This window comes from Desulfotignum phosphitoxidans DSM 13687, from assembly GCF_000350545.1.
Taxonomy (GTDB): domain Bacteria; phylum Desulfobacterota; class Desulfobacteria; order Desulfobacterales; family Desulfobacteraceae; genus Desulfotignum; species Desulfotignum phosphitoxidans.
On record NZ_APJX01000001.1, the window covers coordinates 778,482 to 796,208 of the forward strand.

A 17,727-nucleotide genomic window follows, 5' to 3' on the forward strand; every position below is an offset into this window, starting at 1 on the left:
AGATAGATTTTTTACCCTGGGAAGAATATGGCGATGTATATATCAGCGCAGTGACTGTTTCTGAATTATTGGCTACAGAAAATAAAAGCGAATTCGAAAGAGTTCCTGGACTTGAAACCATTTTATTCATTAAAACATAAACGAAATTTCTATTTCCTGGCCGGCTCATTCACCCAGGATTCATGGGAATGTATAATTTGCCAGCCAGATTTGCCTTTTTTCCAGATCATTGTGTATACATGCGTGGATATTGTAGCCTGGCCGTTCTTCAACTGCATATCGACCCTGTTTTGACTTGTAAGTAGCGCCGTGTCTGGAGCCAGAGGAAAAACCTTGACCTCGCGCACTTTCAATTGCTGACTATCTCTCATGGAAAAGTTGGATGTGATCGCTTGAACCCAGTCACTTCGCGTGGCAAAAAAAACGCCTCCTGCGACGGCGGAAACAAACTCATTTTTGCTGTAATACTTTTCCCATGCAGCGATATCCTTTTGATTGATTGCGGCTACGAGTTGTGTGAAACGATCGGTTACTTCCTTTACGATGCCTGTTTTATCCAAGTCAGCAGATGATTTCATGAATGAATCCTTTTCAGCGTTACGAGGTTCTTCAGCTATGGCTGAAATCCCACAAAAAAATGTTGTTAATAAAACCACCACCAGTACAATCTTTTTCATTATTTTTACCATTTTTTCAGTTGTGTGAAATCAACCATCATTAGTAAAAATCCGGGGGAGGTAGATTCTGAAAGTGGAACCCTGACCGGGTTCACTGTATACATTGATAAAACCGTTGTTCTGTTTGACAATGCCAAAGATTGTTGCAAGCCCTAAACCCGTGCCTTTGCCGACATCTTTGGTGGTGAAAAACGGCTCGAACAGGTTACCCAGTACCTCTTTGTCCATGCCGCACCCATTGTCACTGACCGCCAGCAGGACAAAATCACCGGGGATGAAACCTGGGTGTTTACTACAATATTCCTCATCAAATGATTTTTTCCCGGTTTCTATGGTGAGTTTGCCCACGCCCCCAATGGCATCTCGTGCATTGACACACAGGTTGGCAAGGATCTGGTCGATCTGTGACGGGTCCATTTTTACCGGCCACAGATGGGCAGAGGGTTGCCACACCAGATCGATGTCTTCACCAATGAGCCGGCGCAGCATATTGAGCATTCTCTCCACGGTATCGTTCAAATCCAGCTGTCTGGGAGAAATGGTCTGTTTTCTGGCAAAGGCCAGCAGCTGCCTGGTGATGTCCGCCGACCGTTTGGCCGCTTTCTGAATTTCTTTGAGATCATCATGCAGCTCGTGATGTTCATCTGCCTGCAACAGGGCCAGTTCCGTGTGTCCCAGAATCACCCCCAGCATGTTATTGAAGTCATGGGCCACACCGCCGGCCAGCCGGCCCACAGATTCCATTTTCTGGGCCTGCTGAATCCGTATTTCAGATTGTTCCCGTTCCGTGATGTCACGCATGATTCCCAAATTGCCGATCCAGTTATTGTTTTCATCAACCAGCTTTGCCCCGAAAGTTTCACCGGAAAATTCTCTGCCGTTTTTATTCCGGTAGCGAGTCACATATAATTCACCAGAGCGTTTGGCGTTACGGTTGAAAACGCTGGTCCCTGCCTCATGATATCTGGATGTGTCCGCATAAAGCATCTGGGTGGATTTTCCCACAAGATCCCCCGGCAGATAGCCGAATGTGGCTTCCATCCCCTTGTTTGCCAGCAGGATTTCACGTTGTGTGTTCGTTATGACAACGCCATCCGGTATGGTGTTGAACATGGTTTCAAACAGGCGTTTCTGTTTTTTTATCTCATTTTCAGCGGTTGTTCGTTCAATCAGTTCTTTTTTTAACTGGCTTGTACGTTGCGCAACCTCCCGCTTTAAAATCCGGTTCCAAACCAGTATCAATCCGAGAAATACCAGGAAAACAGAGAAAGCTGTTAATATAATGGTCCAGAATTCCTGACTTTCGAGCAGGCTGAGCCGACCCAAAGAAAACCATCTGTTTTTAATGAGTTCCCGCTCATTATCCGTGATCGTTGACAGGCCTTTTGCTAAAATTCGGTTCAATACAGGCCAATCATTTCTGGAAGCGATGGCGAGCTTTATATCATGGCCGGTATCTCCTGCGATGCGAAGGTTTGTAATTCCTTTCTGTTCCATAAAATATGAGGCAGTCGCCAGGTCTATAATTGCCGCATCCGTCCGGCTGAAAGAGACATTCAACAGTGCGGTCAGATCATCCGGAACCGGTTCAATCTCCAGGTCATTGTAATTAGTGATCAGGTATTCTGTAATGGCATAGCCTTTAACCAGAGATACTTTCATGTTTTTCATCTGGCCGACTGAAAGAGATTTTTTTTGATCCTTTCTGACAATGATCACGTTCGGTATTTCGATAAACGGTTTTGTAAAAAGCAGATACTGTGCCCGATTCTGGGTCCGGGTCACTGCATTTACGATGTCGATTTCTTTGTTTTTGGCCGCATCCAGGATTTCGTTCAGTGAGTTGAACTTGATTTTATTGATTTTGAAATTCAATTTGTTTTCCAGCAACGCGATATATTCCGTTGCCAGCCCCCGGCTCTCACCGTTCTCATCAATAAATGCAAAGGGTGCATAACCTGCTTCAACGGCCAGTGTTATCTTTCCATCATGCTGAATCAGCCACGCTCTTTCTTCCGGGGTCAGGGGATCTTTGTAATTTTTCGTCTCACAACTGATGAAAGGAAAAACAATTAAAAGGACCGCAATGATTCGAAAAACATGGTTTATCAATCTGAAGGAATCCTCATACGTTAATAAAACAGTTGATATTTAGGGAGCGGAATAGTTTTTCCCTATCATGAATGCCATATCAATGAAATGCCCGCATGTCAATTGTTTTGGTCCCGGACAATCACATACCCGGGCGCTGACAGGTCATAAAAGCCCTTGATCAGATGAAATATTTCATGTAAAAAGTTCGATCTCAAGGCAGGTATCCGGGATCACGCCGCCCCCGGCCATGGGATCCAGGATCAGGCCAGCCGTACTTTTGCGTCACCTGGGCAACGGTGAATCCCCGGGAAAAATCGGCTTTTGCCGAATTTGGCAACGCTGCCATTTTCGGCAAATGGTATTGAAACGATGTCCGGGCCAGGCCCAGTCTCTTTGCAATCCGGTCCTGGGGCATGCCCAGGGCGGAGGTGCCGGATACGCCCTGAACCGTCTGGGCTGCCGGCGCTGCCTTCCCCTTTCGTTTCAGCCACTATTTCAGCTGATAATACGACATGATGATTTGATCAAACCATCGGTTGGGCAAGATTTTTTTTAAAACCAGGGATAATTTCTGATCAAACGCCCCCACGGCATATCGCAACCGGGGGGTGGGGGTGTGGATGATCTTTTCAATGAGATACGCAATTTTCAACGGCGGCTGACCGTTTTGTTCATCATTTTCAATGACTTTCATTGTGCGCTGGAATTTATCGGCATGATGGGTTGTGTTAATGGTCTGCCGGTTGGCCGTAAATTCGGTTTTAAAGTCCCCGGGTTCGATCAGGACCACGTTGATGGCTGACAGGGACAACTCTTTGTATAAGGCTTCTGAAAGTCCTTCCACAGCAAATTTGGATGCCGAATAGATCCCCTGAAAGGGAAGCCCGATGATGCCCCCAATGGAACTCATGTTGATGATGAGTCCTTCGGACTGTTGTCTCATCACCGGGAGCACTTCCTGCAATACGCGGCAGATGCCGAAAAAATTGGTATCAAACAGCGCTTTGGCCATTTCTGTGGATGTGTCTTCAACCGTACCGGCGATACCAACCCCGGCATTGTTTACCAGGATATCGATATGCCCTTCTTTTTCGACAATATGTGCAATGGCTTTTTTCACAGAAGCAGTATCCCGGACATCCATGGGTATTATGAAACCATTTTTTATTTCTGGACAGGATTCAGGCCTGCGGGATGTGCCATACACCCGAAATCCCTTTGCGGCCAGATACGCGGCCGTACATTTGCCGATGCCGGAAGATGCGCCTGTGATCAATACGGTTTTTAATGACGCTTGCTTTGGTTTCATCGTCTTTGCTTTCAACGGATAATGCGGGCTTTTCTGCCGGTTTTTTCAAACATATCCAGACAGAATTCCAGTTGTTTGCGCGTGTGGGTTGCCATGTAGCTGGTACGCAGCAGGGCCCTGCCCCGGGGTACGGCCGGAGACACAATGGGATTTGTGTAAACCCCCGCATCCATCAGGTCTTTCCATACCTGAAACGTCTTGAGATCTTTGCCGATAATAATGGGAATGATCGGGGTGACGCTTTCACCGATATCAAATCCCAGTGATTTTAAACCGTCACGAATAAACCGGGCATGGTCGATCAATTGTTCACGGCGTTCCGGTTCTGCCTGGATGATTCTTAAGGCCGCCATGACGGACGCCACATTGGAAGGGGGCAGGGATGCCGTGAAAAGCATGGTCCGGGAATGATGTTTTAAATATTCGATCACCAGTTTTTCACCGGAAATAAATCCGCCGATGCAGCCTAAGGATTTGCTGAAAGTCCCCATAATCAGGTCCACATCTTTTGTGACGTCAAAATGGGCGGCAGTCCCGTCGCCACGGGGACCTAAAATCCCAAAGGAATGGGCATCATCAACCATCAGGCGGGAAGGGTATTTTTTAGACAGGGCAACCAGGTCATCCAGTCTGGCAATATCCCCGTCCATACTGAAGATGCCGTCCGTGACAATGAACCGGGGGTATTTTGGATCTGAAAAGGCCAGTTTTTCTTCCAGATCCTGCATGTCATTGTGTTTGTATTTGCATTTTCGTGCACCGGAAAAACGGATCCCGTCGACAATGGACGCATGATTGTATTCATCACTGAAAATCAAATCATCCGGACCGCAGATGGTCGTGATGGTTCCAAAATTGGTACCGAATCCCGTGGAAAACACCAGGGCGCTTTCCATGTGAACAAAATCCGCCAGCTGTTCTTCCAGTTGATCGTGCAGCAGGGTATTGCCGTTCAGCAAACGGCTGCCGGTCAATCCCGAGCCGTATTCCCGCAGCGCTTTTACACCGGCTTCAATCACTTTGGGATGGTTGGTGAGCCCAAGATAATTATTGGATCCCAGCATGATTTTTTGTTTTCCGTCAATGGTGACCTGGGTGGCATTGGCTTTTTCGATTTTCGGATAATAGGGATAATATCCCAGGGCCTTTAGCACATTTGGCCGGGTATAGGCATATATTTTTGTATACACATCCGGGTGCTTTCCAAAATATGCCATGCGTTTGGCACGAATTTTCTGGGTGGCAATATCAATGAATTGATTTAACATGGGTCCTCTCTTTCGAGCAGCCGGCGGCAGACACCAGCGATGTTCAGGGCCGCCGAACCGTTCTGTACAGGCGTCAATCGACGCATTTCTTCCATATTAAAGTCTGAAAGGGTTTTTTTGCCCAGGGCAAGGCCCACAAGGGCCGTCGAAGAAAACCGGGTGATCAGAACATCACAGTTTGCGATCATCTCTTCGGCATTGCCCGTCGAAAACACCATGGCCCCAGGGGCGTATCTGTTTATTTCCCGGGTGGCGCGTCTGTGTTTTTCGCCGGGGTGAAGCTTGAAGATAAGCTGGCGGGAACCGGCGATCTCAACAGCTTTTCGGATAAAGGCCCGGCGGTTTTCAAACTGGAGCGTTTCTCTCAGGGCCGACGTACACACCAGCACATAGCCTTTATAGGGAAAGGTGTTGCTGCTGTATTGCCGGCAATTGTCGAAATTGGGGATCCCCGTGACAACCATTTTTTCAGGGCAAACCCCTTTTTGGGTGAAAAAATCCCGATATCCGTCACTGGCAACACAGAATACCTCATATGCATCACTGAGACCGGTCAATGCATTGCCGGCAAACCAGAGCGGAAGAAACCGGAACCGGCTGACCAGATGGCACATGAAAGATTCAGGATCGGTCACCCCTTCCTGGACCAGCACCATCCGGTTGCCTGAGATATTCTTTTGCAGATACACATCCGAGCAGGTCACCACCAGGTCGTAGGGCCGATTGCGCCCCCTTTCATCGATAGGAAGACTCTGGTCCCGGAGATAGTCCCGGCATCGGTTTGACAGTTTGTTGCCTGCGACGGTGAATTCGATCATTCCCAGTTTTTTGAGAATCCGGTCAAATCCGTCGACATAAAAAGGAGAAAACGCATGGTCATATTCCTCAAGGTGCCTTGCGATCTGGTGCATCTGGGTGGTCTGGTTCATGGAGCCGCATATAAAAAATATCTTTTTTTTCATCTGTCACCCCCCCATTACCGCCGGTGTACCCAGTCACAGCACTGACAGACCGGAAATCCGCTATAGTCAAGCCGGCCGAAGTTTTTTCGGATGCCGGTCATTACCGGCCCGTTCCAGATTTCCGCGACCGTCTGGGAGTTCAGATTCCCTACTTCCTGAACCCCGTTATAATCCACACAACAGGTCACAGCCCTGCCGTCCCAGAGCACGGACATGGCCGACCAGGGATAAAAACAGACAGACGCTATGTTTCCTTTGACCGGGTTGTACGCCCGTCCATCGCCGAAATTGTCCAGAGCGCTGACATTCAGGCGGTCGCCCACTTTTTTGTCCAGAACAGCGCGCCCCAGGATTTTAAAGTCTTTTATTGCAGCGCCATTGGTTTCCTGAGGCAGGTATTGAAGGATCAGTTTCGGTGTCTTTTTTTTCATCTCCTTTCTGATTTTCACAAATTCGATGATATTGTTTAACGCTACCTTGAAATCCAGCCCTTCCATGGTGCGGCAATAGGAGTCGTCATCCGTGCCGTAAAAGCTGATTTTCATCTCATCCAGTCCCGCATCGATGATTTTTTTTGCCGTTTCGGGAAATAATAACGAGGCATTGGTCACCAGATAGGTATGGTTTATCCCGAAATCTTTTGCGAGCCTGATCCGGTCCGGTAATGATTCATCCAGCAGCGGTTCTCCAAATCCGTGCAGATGCACAACGGGTTTTCGTTTTACTTCCGACACTTCTCTGATGATTTTTTCAAATAACTCAAATGCCATGATGCCGGGTTTCCGGGTCAGCTTTTCACGGGGGCACATCACACAGTGGGCGTTGCAGGCATTGGTGTTTTCAATCAGGAGGACTGCGGGCAACGGAAAATGGCGGCGGTAATACAGATGAAACGGCAAAGGAGATCTGGCCAATGACAACAGCCCCCGGGTGATCCTGTCTCTTGCATTGAAAATCATGGGGTCTCTCCGCCTATTCTTGTTGTCATGATGCCGAGAACAAACACCACGGCGGCAAACGCGCCGATGATCAAAGCGGATTTCAGGGCAGCCGTGTGGTCCACAGCGATCATGGCGGCCCTGAGTCCTTCGTTCACATAATACAGCGGCAGAATCCTGGCAAACGTCTGTAAAAATTCAGGCATCATCTCCACAGGAAAAAATGTTCCGGACAGAAACATCATGGGAAACATCAGGGCATCGGCCGCGGCTGAGGCACTTTCAGCTTCCCTGGCCACGCGGGTGAGAATCATGCCCAGTCCCACAAATGCAAATACGTCCAGGGCCACAAACACCACCAGCCAGGCATTGATCTCAAGACTGACCTTAAATACGGCATAGCTCACCAGCAGCATCACGGCCGTGGATACAACCGCAAGAATGAACTGGTACAATACGTTTGACAAAATCCAGTCAATCCGGGTGATGGGGGTGGTGGAAAGCTTTCGGATGACGCCTTTCTGCAACAGTTCGGCATTGACGTTCACGGAACCGAACAGGCTGGCCGTCATCACTGCCATGGCAATGATCCCGGGGACAAAGAATTCAATGAACCGGTATTTTTTTTTAAGTATGGATACGGGTTCCGAGGCAATAAGCGGCGGTTTACCGGACATTTCCTGGTTGATTTTGGCCAGGGCCATGTCCAGCACCCCAATTTTGGTGGTCACTCCAAAGGCGCCGGGGTCGTATACTTGGGTGAGGGTGACGGGGGTTTCAAAGTGGTCGGCCGCCATTTTTTCCATGAGAGACATCTCAAAATTTTCGGGAATAATGACAATCAGATTCAAATTGTTGTCCTTGGCATACTGTTTGGCATTTGCGTCAGGAGAGACGGGTGTGATGTTGAATCGTTCGCTTTGATCGAGCGCTTCCACAAGTTGTTGGGATGACGTTGTCCGGTCCAGATCCTGGATGCTCAATTCAAAAACTTCATTGTCTCTTTCCATGAAAATGGTGCCGAATACCAGTATCAGGATGACGGGAAAGGCAATCCTGAAAAACACCACCGTCTTTTCCCGGTAGAAGCTCTTGATGCTCACGATGATGTTGGCCCGAATGATATTGGCATGGATGATGTGCAGGTTCATTGTGCCTCCTCGATCCCGGCAACATGTTTCAAAAAAGTGTCATCCGTCAGTTTGAGGAACACCTCTTCCAGATTGGGCTTGCGGACATCCAGACCGGTAAACGATGCCCCGCCTTCTCTGACGGCGTTGAGCAATCTTCGGACATCGTCCGTGTGGGCAAGCCGGACCGTGATATGCCCGTGGCTGTCATGGTCCGGGGCAAATCCCATTTTTTTAACGATGTCAAACACGGTTTCATCCACGGATTTGAGCATGACGACCAGGTAATCGGCATTGTTTTCTATGAGTTCTCCGGGAGAATCCATCGCGGTGATCTTTCCTTTTTTTACGATGGCAACCGTGTCTGCAAGAAGTTCGGCTTCCTCCATGTAGTGGGTGGTGAGAAACAGGGTTTTCCCCTTTTTCTTAAGATCCAGAAGAACCTCCCACATGGCGCGCCGGGCCAGGGGGTCGAGCCCCGTTGTGGGCTCGTCCAGAAACACGATTTCAGGGTCGTTCACCAGGGCAACCGCGATGCCCAGGCGCTGTTTCAACCCGCCGGAAAGATTCTTGTACTGGACTGCGGCCTTGTCTTTTAAGTTCACAAGCGCCATCAGCCCGTCAATATCCGGTTTTTTCCGGCAAAAAAGCCGGGAATAATACTGGAGGGTCTCTTTGACCGTGATTCGGTCAAAGGAACTGAACCCCTGGGGAAGGACCCCGATGCGGGGGATGATGTCATATTTTTTTTCGGTGACATCCATTCCAAGAAGCATCACTTTGCCGGATGTGGGTGTTCGGATGGTATTGAGAATCTCCACGGTCGTGGTCTTGCCGGCTCCGTTGGGGCCCAGCAGCGCAAACAACTCACCTTTTTCAACGGCAAACGATATATTGTCAACCGCGGACAATTCCTTGTACCGCTTGGTCAGGTGATGGACTTCAATGGCATATTTATTGTTCTGGGTCATACCTCTCCATTTTGTATCTTTGGAAATTGCTTAACCCACCGGTTTTGCCCATCACCTGGTTGAGACGGCCGATGCAACAGGGCAATGGAAAGCCATCTTTTCCCCTGGCAAACCGAACGAACCCGTAAAGACCGGCCCTGGGCCATGGGAAATCGTTTTACTGCCTTTTCCGACAACCCGACCGGAAAATCATATATGCTGTTTTCTTCTGCCGTGCCCCGCATGGTTTCTTTCGTGGCCCGGCCTGTTGACGGATAGACAATCACCTGCAGCGGGTCCACAAGATGAAACCCGCATCCCAGAGCCTTTGCCGCAGCTTCCTTCACAGACCAGAGCAGGGCCGCCGCCTTTTTTAAATCATCTTCTGCCGGTTTCAGGGCATGTCCAAGTTCCCCGGGGTGAAACACCCGGTAAAACGGGTATTTGCCCTGGAATTCATGGCTTTGTGCCACATCGATACCGATATCATGCCCATCTCCACAAAGCGCGGCCCAGAGGTTTTGGTTGCTTTTGCAAAAAGAGATGGACGGACCGATGTGATCCCCCAGCAAAAGTTGGGGCCTGCCAAGAGGGCCCCGAATGACCCGAATGAACGGTTCGACCCGGATGAACGGGTCGGCCTGGATGGGGAAAGCATCCGGGGTGTCATATGGCCGGTGCATCCGGAACGGTTTTTTCATACCGACAAAGTGATCCCACAGTATGGAAATCAAATGCTGTTTTTGGCCCGGATCGTTCTTTTCGGGCCCTGCCGGCATTTGGCGCGCCATTGACTCCCAGGGCAGCGATGCATAGAAAACAGGCCCTTTGCCATGAAAGAAATGCACGGTTTGAACGGCTGGTTTTTGACTGTCTTTTATCATATCCGTTCCTGTCTTTTTTTGATCTCCAATCTTCCATACTCCTTCAGGATCAGTCTGAAATCCATTTCATCTGCAACCCGGAGATCTGCATCAGGGTTTCGCCCTGGTCATCAAGCCCCCGGGTGTCCCAGGTGAGCACTTCGTCGGTTTGTGCCCGCAACCGGGCTTCCAGCATTATTTTTTCCCCTGTCCCGACTTTTCTGAAACACCGCATCTCCCCGATTTCCAAAGGAATCATGGACCGGGGCTCTGAGGGGTCTGTGACAGCAATATGACAGCACACCAGCTGCAGAAGCGCTTCGAAAAGGTAGGGGGAATACTGGTATTTTGCGTTCACAAGATCTGCAAAGTCACAGGTTTCCGGATAGATGGTCCGGCCCCGTATGACGCCCGGGCCTGTGCCGTCAAGAAATTCGATCACCCGGTACCGGCCGCCGAGACCACTGCGGTCTTTGTACCATTTCAGCACTTTTTTACGATTCATGGGTTGGGTTCTCAGCTCGTCCGAACGGATGGGAAAATCATGAAATCCCTGTCCGGGTGTTTCTCCTCCGCCGTCAAGCATCACCTGGCCGCTGCATTGCAGGGCAAAATGTGCCATCAATCTCCCGGTCGGGGAGATCTCCTGTGCCGACAGGGTCGTGTCGCACAACACCTCTTCAAGGCGGTCACCCGTCCTGCAGCAGGAAATCCGGGCAGGACGAGGAACCCCGGGCCGGCATTCGATCATGTCCATGAGCCGGACGTTTCGGACCCCTGTCACCCGGAGGTGGGGATACAGTATCCGGGCCGCTTCCATAAAAGTCTCTATGGCCATGGTGGCGGATACAATGGGATGCTTGATGAACTTGAAAGGCCGGTGGTCCGTGATCCAGAGATCTTTTTCCAGGGAAAAGGACCGGCAGGCTTCCAGTTTTTCCTGACCAAGGTCCAGGGCTGAAATTTTTTCGATCATGGGAAAGTCTCCGGGCGCAAAGGACAAGAGGCCGGAATCCAGATCTCCAAAGGGTTCGGGCCGGGTCCTGTCATTGAGCAATACCGTGTTCACAGACGGCAGTTTTTTCATGAACATCACCCAATGATCTTCTGGCGGGGCGATAAAGAGTTCCCGGCAGAACAGTCCTGCCAGTTCATTCAGATGAATGTATCCAACCCCTTTTTGCTTCAGCAGTGCCTGGATTTCCGGATCATCCGCCATGCCCGCCCCTTGGACAGGGGGAAGCATCAGGGCCTTGAACCGGACCGCCTTGTTTTCTTTGCCCAGGTGCCTGAGCAATGCTGCCATCATCCGGTTGGCGGCAGCGTAATTGGCCTGTCCCGGATTTCCCTGGATGGCGGCGGCCGAGGAAAGACCCGCAAAAAACTTCAACCCGGCATTTTGGGCAGATAAAAACAGATGCCAGGCGCCTGAGAATTTGATATCCGTGACCGTGGAAAAATCATCCAGGGTCATGCGGCTTACCGGGCCGTCCCTGAGGATCCCGGCACTGTGGATGATCCCGTCGATTCTGCCGTAACAACGGATCACCTCTGCCAGGACAGCCTGAACCGCCTCAGGATCGGTCACATCACAGGTGTGGTAAGCAGCCTCAATTCCTGCGGCGTGCAAATCCGTCAGGGTCTGCGCAATTTCCAGCGCCCTAGAATCCATCGGAACCGCCCCGGAAGCGGCGTGTTCAGCAAAAGGTTCTGCCGGATCCATTTCCGGATCGATACGTGTTCTCCCCAGCAGGATCAGGCGGGGCATGAAAGGCGCCAGGCAACGGGCCAGGTGGGCCCCGATCCCGGCACCCCCCCCGGCGATGACGACAACGTCTCCGGGGCAAAGAGTCAGATGGGATGAATCCTTGAAAACCGACGGGGCCAAATGTCCTTCTGAGGTAAGGATTTTTCCATCACGATGTATCATCTCCACCACGGCACATCCTCGATCCAAAGCATGGTGCATGGCTTTTTGAAGATGGGTGTTTTTCTGGATTTCCAGTGTGCGGAACTGGACGGACGCGTATTCCCGGGCAGCGCTCAAAAATATCCCGAGCATCCCCTCCGCCAGTAATTGAACCGGTGTGCCAATATCTTCAGCAGAATAAATCAGTACAATGAATTTTTTGGCCGAAGATTCCAGAAATGCCTTTAAAAGGAGAAAGAATGATTTAAGAAGCTGAGAAACATCCGTCATGCTGCTTGACCGGATGGCTCCTTTTCGGCCCAGGGTGATGACCATCCCGGAAACAGGAAGCAGGGTTCGGATTGTATCCGCCGCCCGCAATGTGCCGTTTTCAGTCCGGATGTCATGACCCGCTTGGCCGGAATCCGGAATTTCCTGCATGAATCCCATTGGAAACGGGGTCACCCCGTAATCGGTCCGGAGAATATCCCCTGCGTGTTCGGCCACCTTGTCTTCCACATCAGGGGAGAGGAGAAGGACGGATTCTCCCGGACTTAATTCCAGGGGAACCGCATTCTCAAATTCTAGCGTTGCGTGATCAAATACGAGCCGCTTCAGTGGTGCCTCATCCGTTGAGGCGTTGTCACATTTATCCGGCACCGGGTTCAAGTCCAGGGCCTCAGTCGCCGTATGCAGGCCGCTGTCTTGTTTTCCGGCGGTTAATCGGGAGATCTCTTCAGCGATGTCTTTTACGGTCCGGACATCGATAAAATCTTCCAGTTCAATGGTGATGTTGAACTGGCGTTCCACCGCATCCATGATGATGGGAAGGCGGCTGGACCGGATGGAGAGATCTTTTCTCAGGTCCATGTCGGGCTGGATCTCGTCTCGGTTGAACCCTGTCGCGTCCATGATGATTTGAATCAGTTTCTCCATGAGATCGTCACGCTCAGATGGGTCATCAGTTCCGGGTGCGACGGGTTTCCGGAATTCAGGCGGCTGAAAATCGCTGAACGTGGATTTCATGCCACTTGAGAGATCACCTGGCGTTTCCTTGAGATGGCCTTGTGCTAAAAGTCGGGCCAGCGCGGCTTTAAAGGTCAATGCCTCTGAAGAGCGAACACAGGTCTGGATACAGGATGATCCGGGAAGCGTGTCTGCAATGAGATTGCTCAATACCTCCCCCGGTCCCACCTCAACAAAAAGCCTTGCCCCGTGGGTGTTCCAAAGGAACCGGGTATTGTCCATCCAATGGACCGTGGATTCCAGGTGCGCCATGAGGATTTTTTTGATCTCATGGGGATCTGCGGGATAGGGTTTCCGGGTTGTGTTGGAGATGACCGGAATCTGCGGGGGATGAAATGCAATGCCGGCAATGTATGCGGCAAGTTCATCATGGATGACCTGCATGGCAGGCGAGTGAAAGGCCATGCTGACGCGCAGAAGGGTGGTCCGGTGGCCCATTTCCTTTAAATTTTTGCAAAAATTTCTGATGGCGCCGGTGCTGCCGCTTAAAACAGTCTGAAAAGGGGAATTGATATTGCCGATGTGGATATCATTGTCATCTTTGATCATTTTGTTTAAAAGGTCCAGGGGAGCGTCCGTGGCGGCCATGACACCGGGATCGATGTTGGCGGCAGCCGCCTTGTCCATGCACAGGGCCCGCTTATTTACGATGCGAAACCCGTCTTCAAAGGAATAGACACCGGCCAGGCACAAAGCGGTCAATTCGCCCAGACTGTGACCGGCCATGGCCACAGGACGGATGCCAAGCGCAATGAGATATCGGGCCATGGCATTTTCCAGGGCAAACATGGCAGGCTGCTGCCAGCGGGTTTTCTGAAGGTTTTTTTCCTGATCATGGAACATCAGGTGAAGCAGGTCAAAGTCTGCAACAGCCGCCGCCCGGTCCAGCCATTCTTTGATGACGGGAAATGAGGTATACAGTTCCTGTCCCATGCCGCCGTATTGGGCGCCCTGTCCGGGGAATACCAGGGCAAGGGGCGGCGCCACCTTCGGGTCCTGGTTCGCCCGTACTTCTGATATTTTTTGCGTCCCGGGTGAGACCATGACCGTATCTGTTTCGTCCATGGCCTGCTCCACCTGTACCACATAATTGGAACCGCCGAACCCGAAAGCATTGACTTCCATTCTTCTGGGCTCGCCGTTGCGGTTCTTCCAGTCCAGCGGCGCAGAAGAGACAATAAGACCGGAGTTTTCCAGATTGATTTCCGGGTCCGGATGCCTGTAATTGAGAGTGGGCGGGAAAATTCCTGCTTTCATGGCCATCACGCCTCGAATAAGACCGCCGATCCCCGAGGCCCCCAGCGTATGGCCTATCTGGGATTTAAATGCCGTGAGCACGGTACGCCTGGGGGAGTGATAGAACCCTTTCAGGGCACGGACTTCTTCCAGGTCCCCCTGTCTTGTGCTGGTGGCATGGCATTCCACCATGTCCACGGCATCAGGCCCATAGGATGTCCCCTTAAAAGAGGCGCGAATCGCCATCTGCTGGGAAACTCTGGAGGATTCCACCATTCCAAAAGGGTTGTTGCTGGCGCCCATGCCGGTCACAAAGGCGTTAACAAGGGCCCCTCTTGCCCGGGCGACGCTTTCCCGCTCAATCACAATCATTGCGCCGCCTTCACCCAGGACCATGCCGTCTCTGTGGGCATCAAACGGACAGGAGGTTTCCCGGGCCGGTCTTTCCCTTCCGGACAGCCCGTAAAGAGCGCCCAGGGCGGAAAATTCCAGGAAATGCAGATGGCTGAGCGTATCCTCGCCCCCGCCCACGACCGCGGCGTCGATGATGCCGTTTTTGATCATCTGGATGGCGCTGTAAAGTGCCACCAGTGAGGTGGCGCAGGCGGCGGACACGGCATGGCTGGGCCCCATGAACCCGTATTTTTTACAGATAAAACCGGCGGCGGCACAGTTGAGCCGGCCTAAAAGCGTGGTGTCGTCCAGTGCCGTGCGACCGGACCTGATTGCCTGTTCAATGGCCTGTACCTGGTCCGGTGTGAGGTCAACCGCCTTTTTGATGCCGGCCATGATGTCGTGAACATATGCCCGGATAATGATATCGGGAAGCGTACTTGCCGCCTCTCCCGAGTTCTGGGAGATGAGGACGGCGATCCTTTCCCGGGGGATATCTGATGTCAGAATGCCGGATGCCCGGATGGCCCTGTCCGCAAGCCACATGGAAATCCGTGTGGCCTGGGTCATGGTCCTGAAATCATGGGGAGGAATCCCCAGTTCAGTGCGGTCGATGGGAAAGTCCAGAAAAGCCCCCACCCGGCAATAGGTCTTGTCCGGCATAAGGGGCTTAGGGTCATAATACAGTGCATGATCCCAGCGTGACAGCGGTACTTTTGTGATACCGCTTTTCATGGCCAGGCTTGCACTCCAGATTTCCTCGGGACTCTTGCCCAAAGTATTCACAATGCCCATGCCCGTGATGGCAATTCTTTCATGAACCTCCCGGTTGGGTGTGAAACGCTTCGGATCTGGTTTAATCCCGGCAACCGGTAGTTCCAATGGTGTTTCCGTGGAATTTACAACGGGTTGATGCATCAAAAGAGAGCCCCGGGCCAGTTCATGGTGAAAGGATTCAAGATTGTCGACGTCACGGATAAGCCCGGCGCAGGACCCGCTCATGAATTGTCCCCGTTCGATACAGGTTTGCTCATCCAGAACTATCTCTCCCGGCCCGTCCATTCCCCGGGCCGCCATGAAAAGGCTTCCGGCCGCCATTTTTTCCATTCTTTCCCTGAAAGAGGTTTCGTCCTGGAGTCCGGCGGCAAACTCCCTTTCCAGAGATAAAATAGATTCCATTCCCGGGGTTTTCAGGGATCTCACCCGGAGCCCGGTATTCCGGCCTGACACAACGGTTCCCGCCAAAGGTGATTTCAGGATCATCTGCTGATAAAGCGGGGTCAAAGCGCCGGTTTCAATAATCTCCTGTGTGGCCAGATAGGCCGTCCCCATCTGGATGGCGTCTGCGCCAAGCATGGCCGCCATGAACGCTGTTTCCCGGTTGAAAATTCCTCCCGCAAGGATGATGCGGCAATTGTGAAACAAAGATGGGGTGCGCCGCTTCATATCCAGTACCATCTGGGCCAGGGTGAGTGTGCTGTGCGGCCCCACGTGGCCGCCGGCCTCATACCCCTCACAGATCACATACCGGACCCCTTGTTTCAGGGCCAGCGTCAACAGCGCTTCATCCGGCGCGATATACATGACATCGATGCCGCATGCCATCAATTCTCTGACCGTGGAGAGATCCCCCCCTGCAATCACGGCAAAACGGGGTCTGTGTTTTTTTATCCAGGCCAGATGCAGTCCCTTGAAAGGATTTTCCGCCAAAGAGACCACATTGACGGCATACGGGCGCGACCCCATGATCCTGGGCAGGGTTCCCAGCCTCTGGTCCAGGGCCTCAGCATCCATCAGGCCAAGGGCGATGGTGGGTAATCCGCCGGCATCCGCCACCCGTAAGGCAAACTCCGGGATATCCGTGATCCAGGACATGGCGCCCTGGATAAAAGGGTACCGGGTGCCCATTTCTCTGGCCACAGGACTGTCCAGAAAACCATTTTTTTTTTCTTCAGCCAGGCGGCATAACTGATGCATTTCTTTTATGAACGCAGTCACGGCTTCCCCGGTTCTATCCCCGAAACGGTTCACAAAGGCCCCGGCAAAGGCGGCTTCCACACCCAAAGGAATGATTTCGTTCTTGCTGAAACGGCTTTTTAGGGGATGAACCGCCCCGGCCGTCACCCGGTTCGCAAAAGAAAGGCGGGTATCTTCCATGTCCGCTGCGCTGCAGAGCGCGTCCTCGTATGCTTTGATTTTTTTGAATGCCAGAGAATTTCCCTTGTTGAACAGGCGGCAGGGAACCTGCACATCCAGGCCCACCATATCCGTGGCATCCGGACGCAGCCGGGAAAGCTGTTCCCGTTGGGAATCATCAACACCGGCCTGATCCGTCAGCCAATGGATACTCTCAAAAACGATCCCGGCTGCCCCGGTGGACACAAAGGCGGCGGCAGCTTCAGGGAGAAAAACGCCCCCCCAGATGAAAATATCAAAAGGAGTTGCAGCGGATTTCTGCATTTCCCTGGCCATGGAATAGAGCGTCATGGTTGTCTCGCGGCCTACAAATCCAGCGGCCTCACATCCTTTCAGGACGATGCGTTCGATGCCTGAGCCGGGCTTCAGCATCTTTGTTATGAGCGCGGTGTCTCCGGTGATGGGAAAGCAGCCATAATTTTTCGACATTTCCCCCAGCTTGTTTAAAAAAAGAGCCGTGTCTTCCTGAGAAAACCAGGGGGGGCACTCTACCCAGAGGGTTTGAATCCCCGTTTCCTTTATTGTCCGCCCTAAAGACAGGTCCATCAAGGCTGGGGCAGAGATTTTGATATCCCTGACAAGACCGGCAGGGTCTGTTTTTCGTAACAAGGAAACCAGATTGTCTGCGCTCTTTTCTTCGGAAAAATCGAAGATCGCGCGGGTCCCTGTTTGTTGAGCCATCTGAATCACCGCCGGGGTAATCTTTTCAGGCCGCCGGACAAAAGCGATGGTGATATTTTGATGCTCAGTTAACATGTTTACATCCTTTGCTTCAA

General features: G+C 51.7%; 11 protein-coding genes. All 11 read right to left on the minus strand.

Going from position 1 to position 17,727, the window contains the following annotated elements:
- Positions 1-149: 149 nt before the first annotated feature.
- The 11 genes from DPO_RS03640 to DPO_RS03690 all read right to left on the minus strand — a co-directional run bounded on the left by DPO_RS03640 (position 150) and on the right by DPO_RS03690 (position 17,707).
- Positions 150-677, minus strand: coding sequence for a YybH family protein (locus DPO_RS03640; protein ID WP_160166887.1), 528 nt, complete (start codon positions 675-677; stop codon positions 150-152).
- A gap of 30 nt (positions 678-707) precedes the next feature.
- Positions 708-2,789, minus strand: coding sequence for a transporter substrate-binding domain-containing protein (locus DPO_RS24420; RefSeq protein WP_006964337.1), 2,082 nt, complete (start codon positions 2,787-2,789; stop codon positions 708-710).
- A gap of 193 nt (positions 2,790-2,982) precedes the next feature.
- Entirely contained in the window at positions 2,983-3,186 is a 204-nt protein-coding gene (locus tag DPO_RS03650; protein ID WP_040011422.1) for a hypothetical protein, read from the minus strand.
- 75 nt (positions 3,187-3,261) lie between these two features.
- Positions 3,262-4,080, minus strand: coding sequence for an SDR family oxidoreductase (locus DPO_RS03655; RefSeq protein WP_006964338.1), 819 nt, complete (start codon positions 4,078-4,080; stop codon positions 3,262-3,264).
- 11 nt (positions 4,081-4,091) lie between these two features.
- On the minus strand, positions 4,092-5,348 hold the full coding sequence (locus DPO_RS03660; RefSeq protein WP_006964339.1) for an aminotransferase class I/II-fold pyridoxal phosphate-dependent enzyme: 1,257 nt from the start codon (positions 5,346-5,348) through the stop codon (positions 4,092-4,094).
- Positions 5,342-6,310, minus strand: coding sequence for a glycosyltransferase family protein (locus tag DPO_RS03665; RefSeq protein WP_040011423.1), 969 nt, complete (start codon positions 6,308-6,310; stop codon positions 5,342-5,344). Before DPO_RS03665 ends, DPO_RS03660 begins: the two co-directional genes overlap by 7 nt.
- A 14-nt stretch (positions 6,311-6,324) precedes the next feature.
- Positions 6,325-7,269: a radical SAM/SPASM domain-containing protein gene (locus DPO_RS03670; RefSeq protein ID WP_006964341.1), complete on the minus strand. Its 945-nt coding sequence runs from the start codon at positions 7,267-7,269 to the stop codon at positions 6,325-6,327.
- Positions 7,266-8,399, minus strand: a complete 1,134-nt coding sequence (locus DPO_RS03675) for an ABC transporter permease (protein WP_006964342.1) — start codon at positions 8,397-8,399, stop codon at positions 7,266-7,268. The genes DPO_RS03670 and DPO_RS03675 overlap by 4 nt, the downstream gene beginning before the upstream one ends.
- A complete protein-coding gene (locus tag DPO_RS03680) occupies positions 8,396-9,349 on the minus strand; it encodes an ABC transporter ATP-binding protein (protein WP_006964343.1) in 954 nt (317 codons plus the stop codon). Before DPO_RS03680 ends, DPO_RS03675 begins: the two co-directional genes overlap by 4 nt.
- Positions 9,346-10,212 carry a 4'-phosphopantetheinyl transferase family protein gene (locus DPO_RS03685; protein ID WP_006964344.1) on the minus strand — a complete coding sequence of 289 codons (867 nt, stop codon included), beginning with the start codon at positions 10,210-10,212 and terminating at the stop codon, positions 9,346-9,348. The genes DPO_RS03680 and DPO_RS03685 overlap by 4 nt, the downstream gene beginning before the upstream one ends.
- Before the next feature lie 49 nt (positions 10,213-10,261).
- Positions 10,262-17,707 carry a type I polyketide synthase gene (locus DPO_RS03690; RefSeq protein ID WP_006964345.1) on the minus strand — a complete coding sequence of 2,482 codons (7,446 nt, stop codon included), beginning with the start codon at positions 17,705-17,707 and terminating at the stop codon, positions 10,262-10,264.
- Between the last annotated feature and the right edge of the window lie 20 nt (positions 17,708-17,727).

Bases quoted from the DNA above. Each gene is read 5' to 3' on its own strand.
- DPO_RS03640 (WP_160166887.1), bottom strand. From the start codon at position 677: ATGAAAAAGATTGTACTGGTGGTGGTTTTATTAACAACATTTTTTTGT.
- DPO_RS03650 (WP_040011422.1), bottom strand. From the start codon at position 3,186: ATGCCCCAGGACCGGATTGCAAAGAGACTGGGCCTGGCCCGGACATCG.
- DPO_RS03655 (WP_006964338.1), bottom strand. From the start codon at position 4,080: ATGAAACCAAAGCAAGCGTCATTAAAAACCGTATTGATCACAGGCGCA.
- DPO_RS03660 (WP_006964339.1), bottom strand. From the start codon at position 5,348: ATGTTAAATCAATTCATTGATATTGCCACCCAGAAAATTCGTGCCAAA.
- DPO_RS03665 (WP_040011423.1), bottom strand. From the start codon at position 6,310: ATGAAAAAAAAGATATTTTTTATATGCGGCTCCATGAACCAGACCACC.
- DPO_RS03670 (WP_006964341.1), bottom strand. From the start codon at position 7,269: ATGATTTTCAATGCAAGAGACAGGATCACCCGGGGGCTGTTGTCATTG.
- DPO_RS03675 (WP_006964342.1), bottom strand. From the start codon at position 8,399: ATGAACCTGCACATCATCCATGCCAATATCATTCGGGCCAACATCATC.
- DPO_RS03680 (WP_006964343.1), bottom strand. From the start codon at position 9,349: ATGACCCAGAACAATAAATATGCCATTGAAGTCCATCACCTGACCAAG.
- DPO_RS03685 (WP_006964344.1), bottom strand. From the start codon at position 10,212: ATGATAAAAGACAGTCAAAAACCAGCCGTTCAAACCGTGCATTTCTTT.
- DPO_RS03690 (WP_006964345.1), bottom strand. From the start codon at position 17,707: ATGTTAACTGAGCATCAAAATATCACCATCGCTTTTGTCCGGCGGCCT.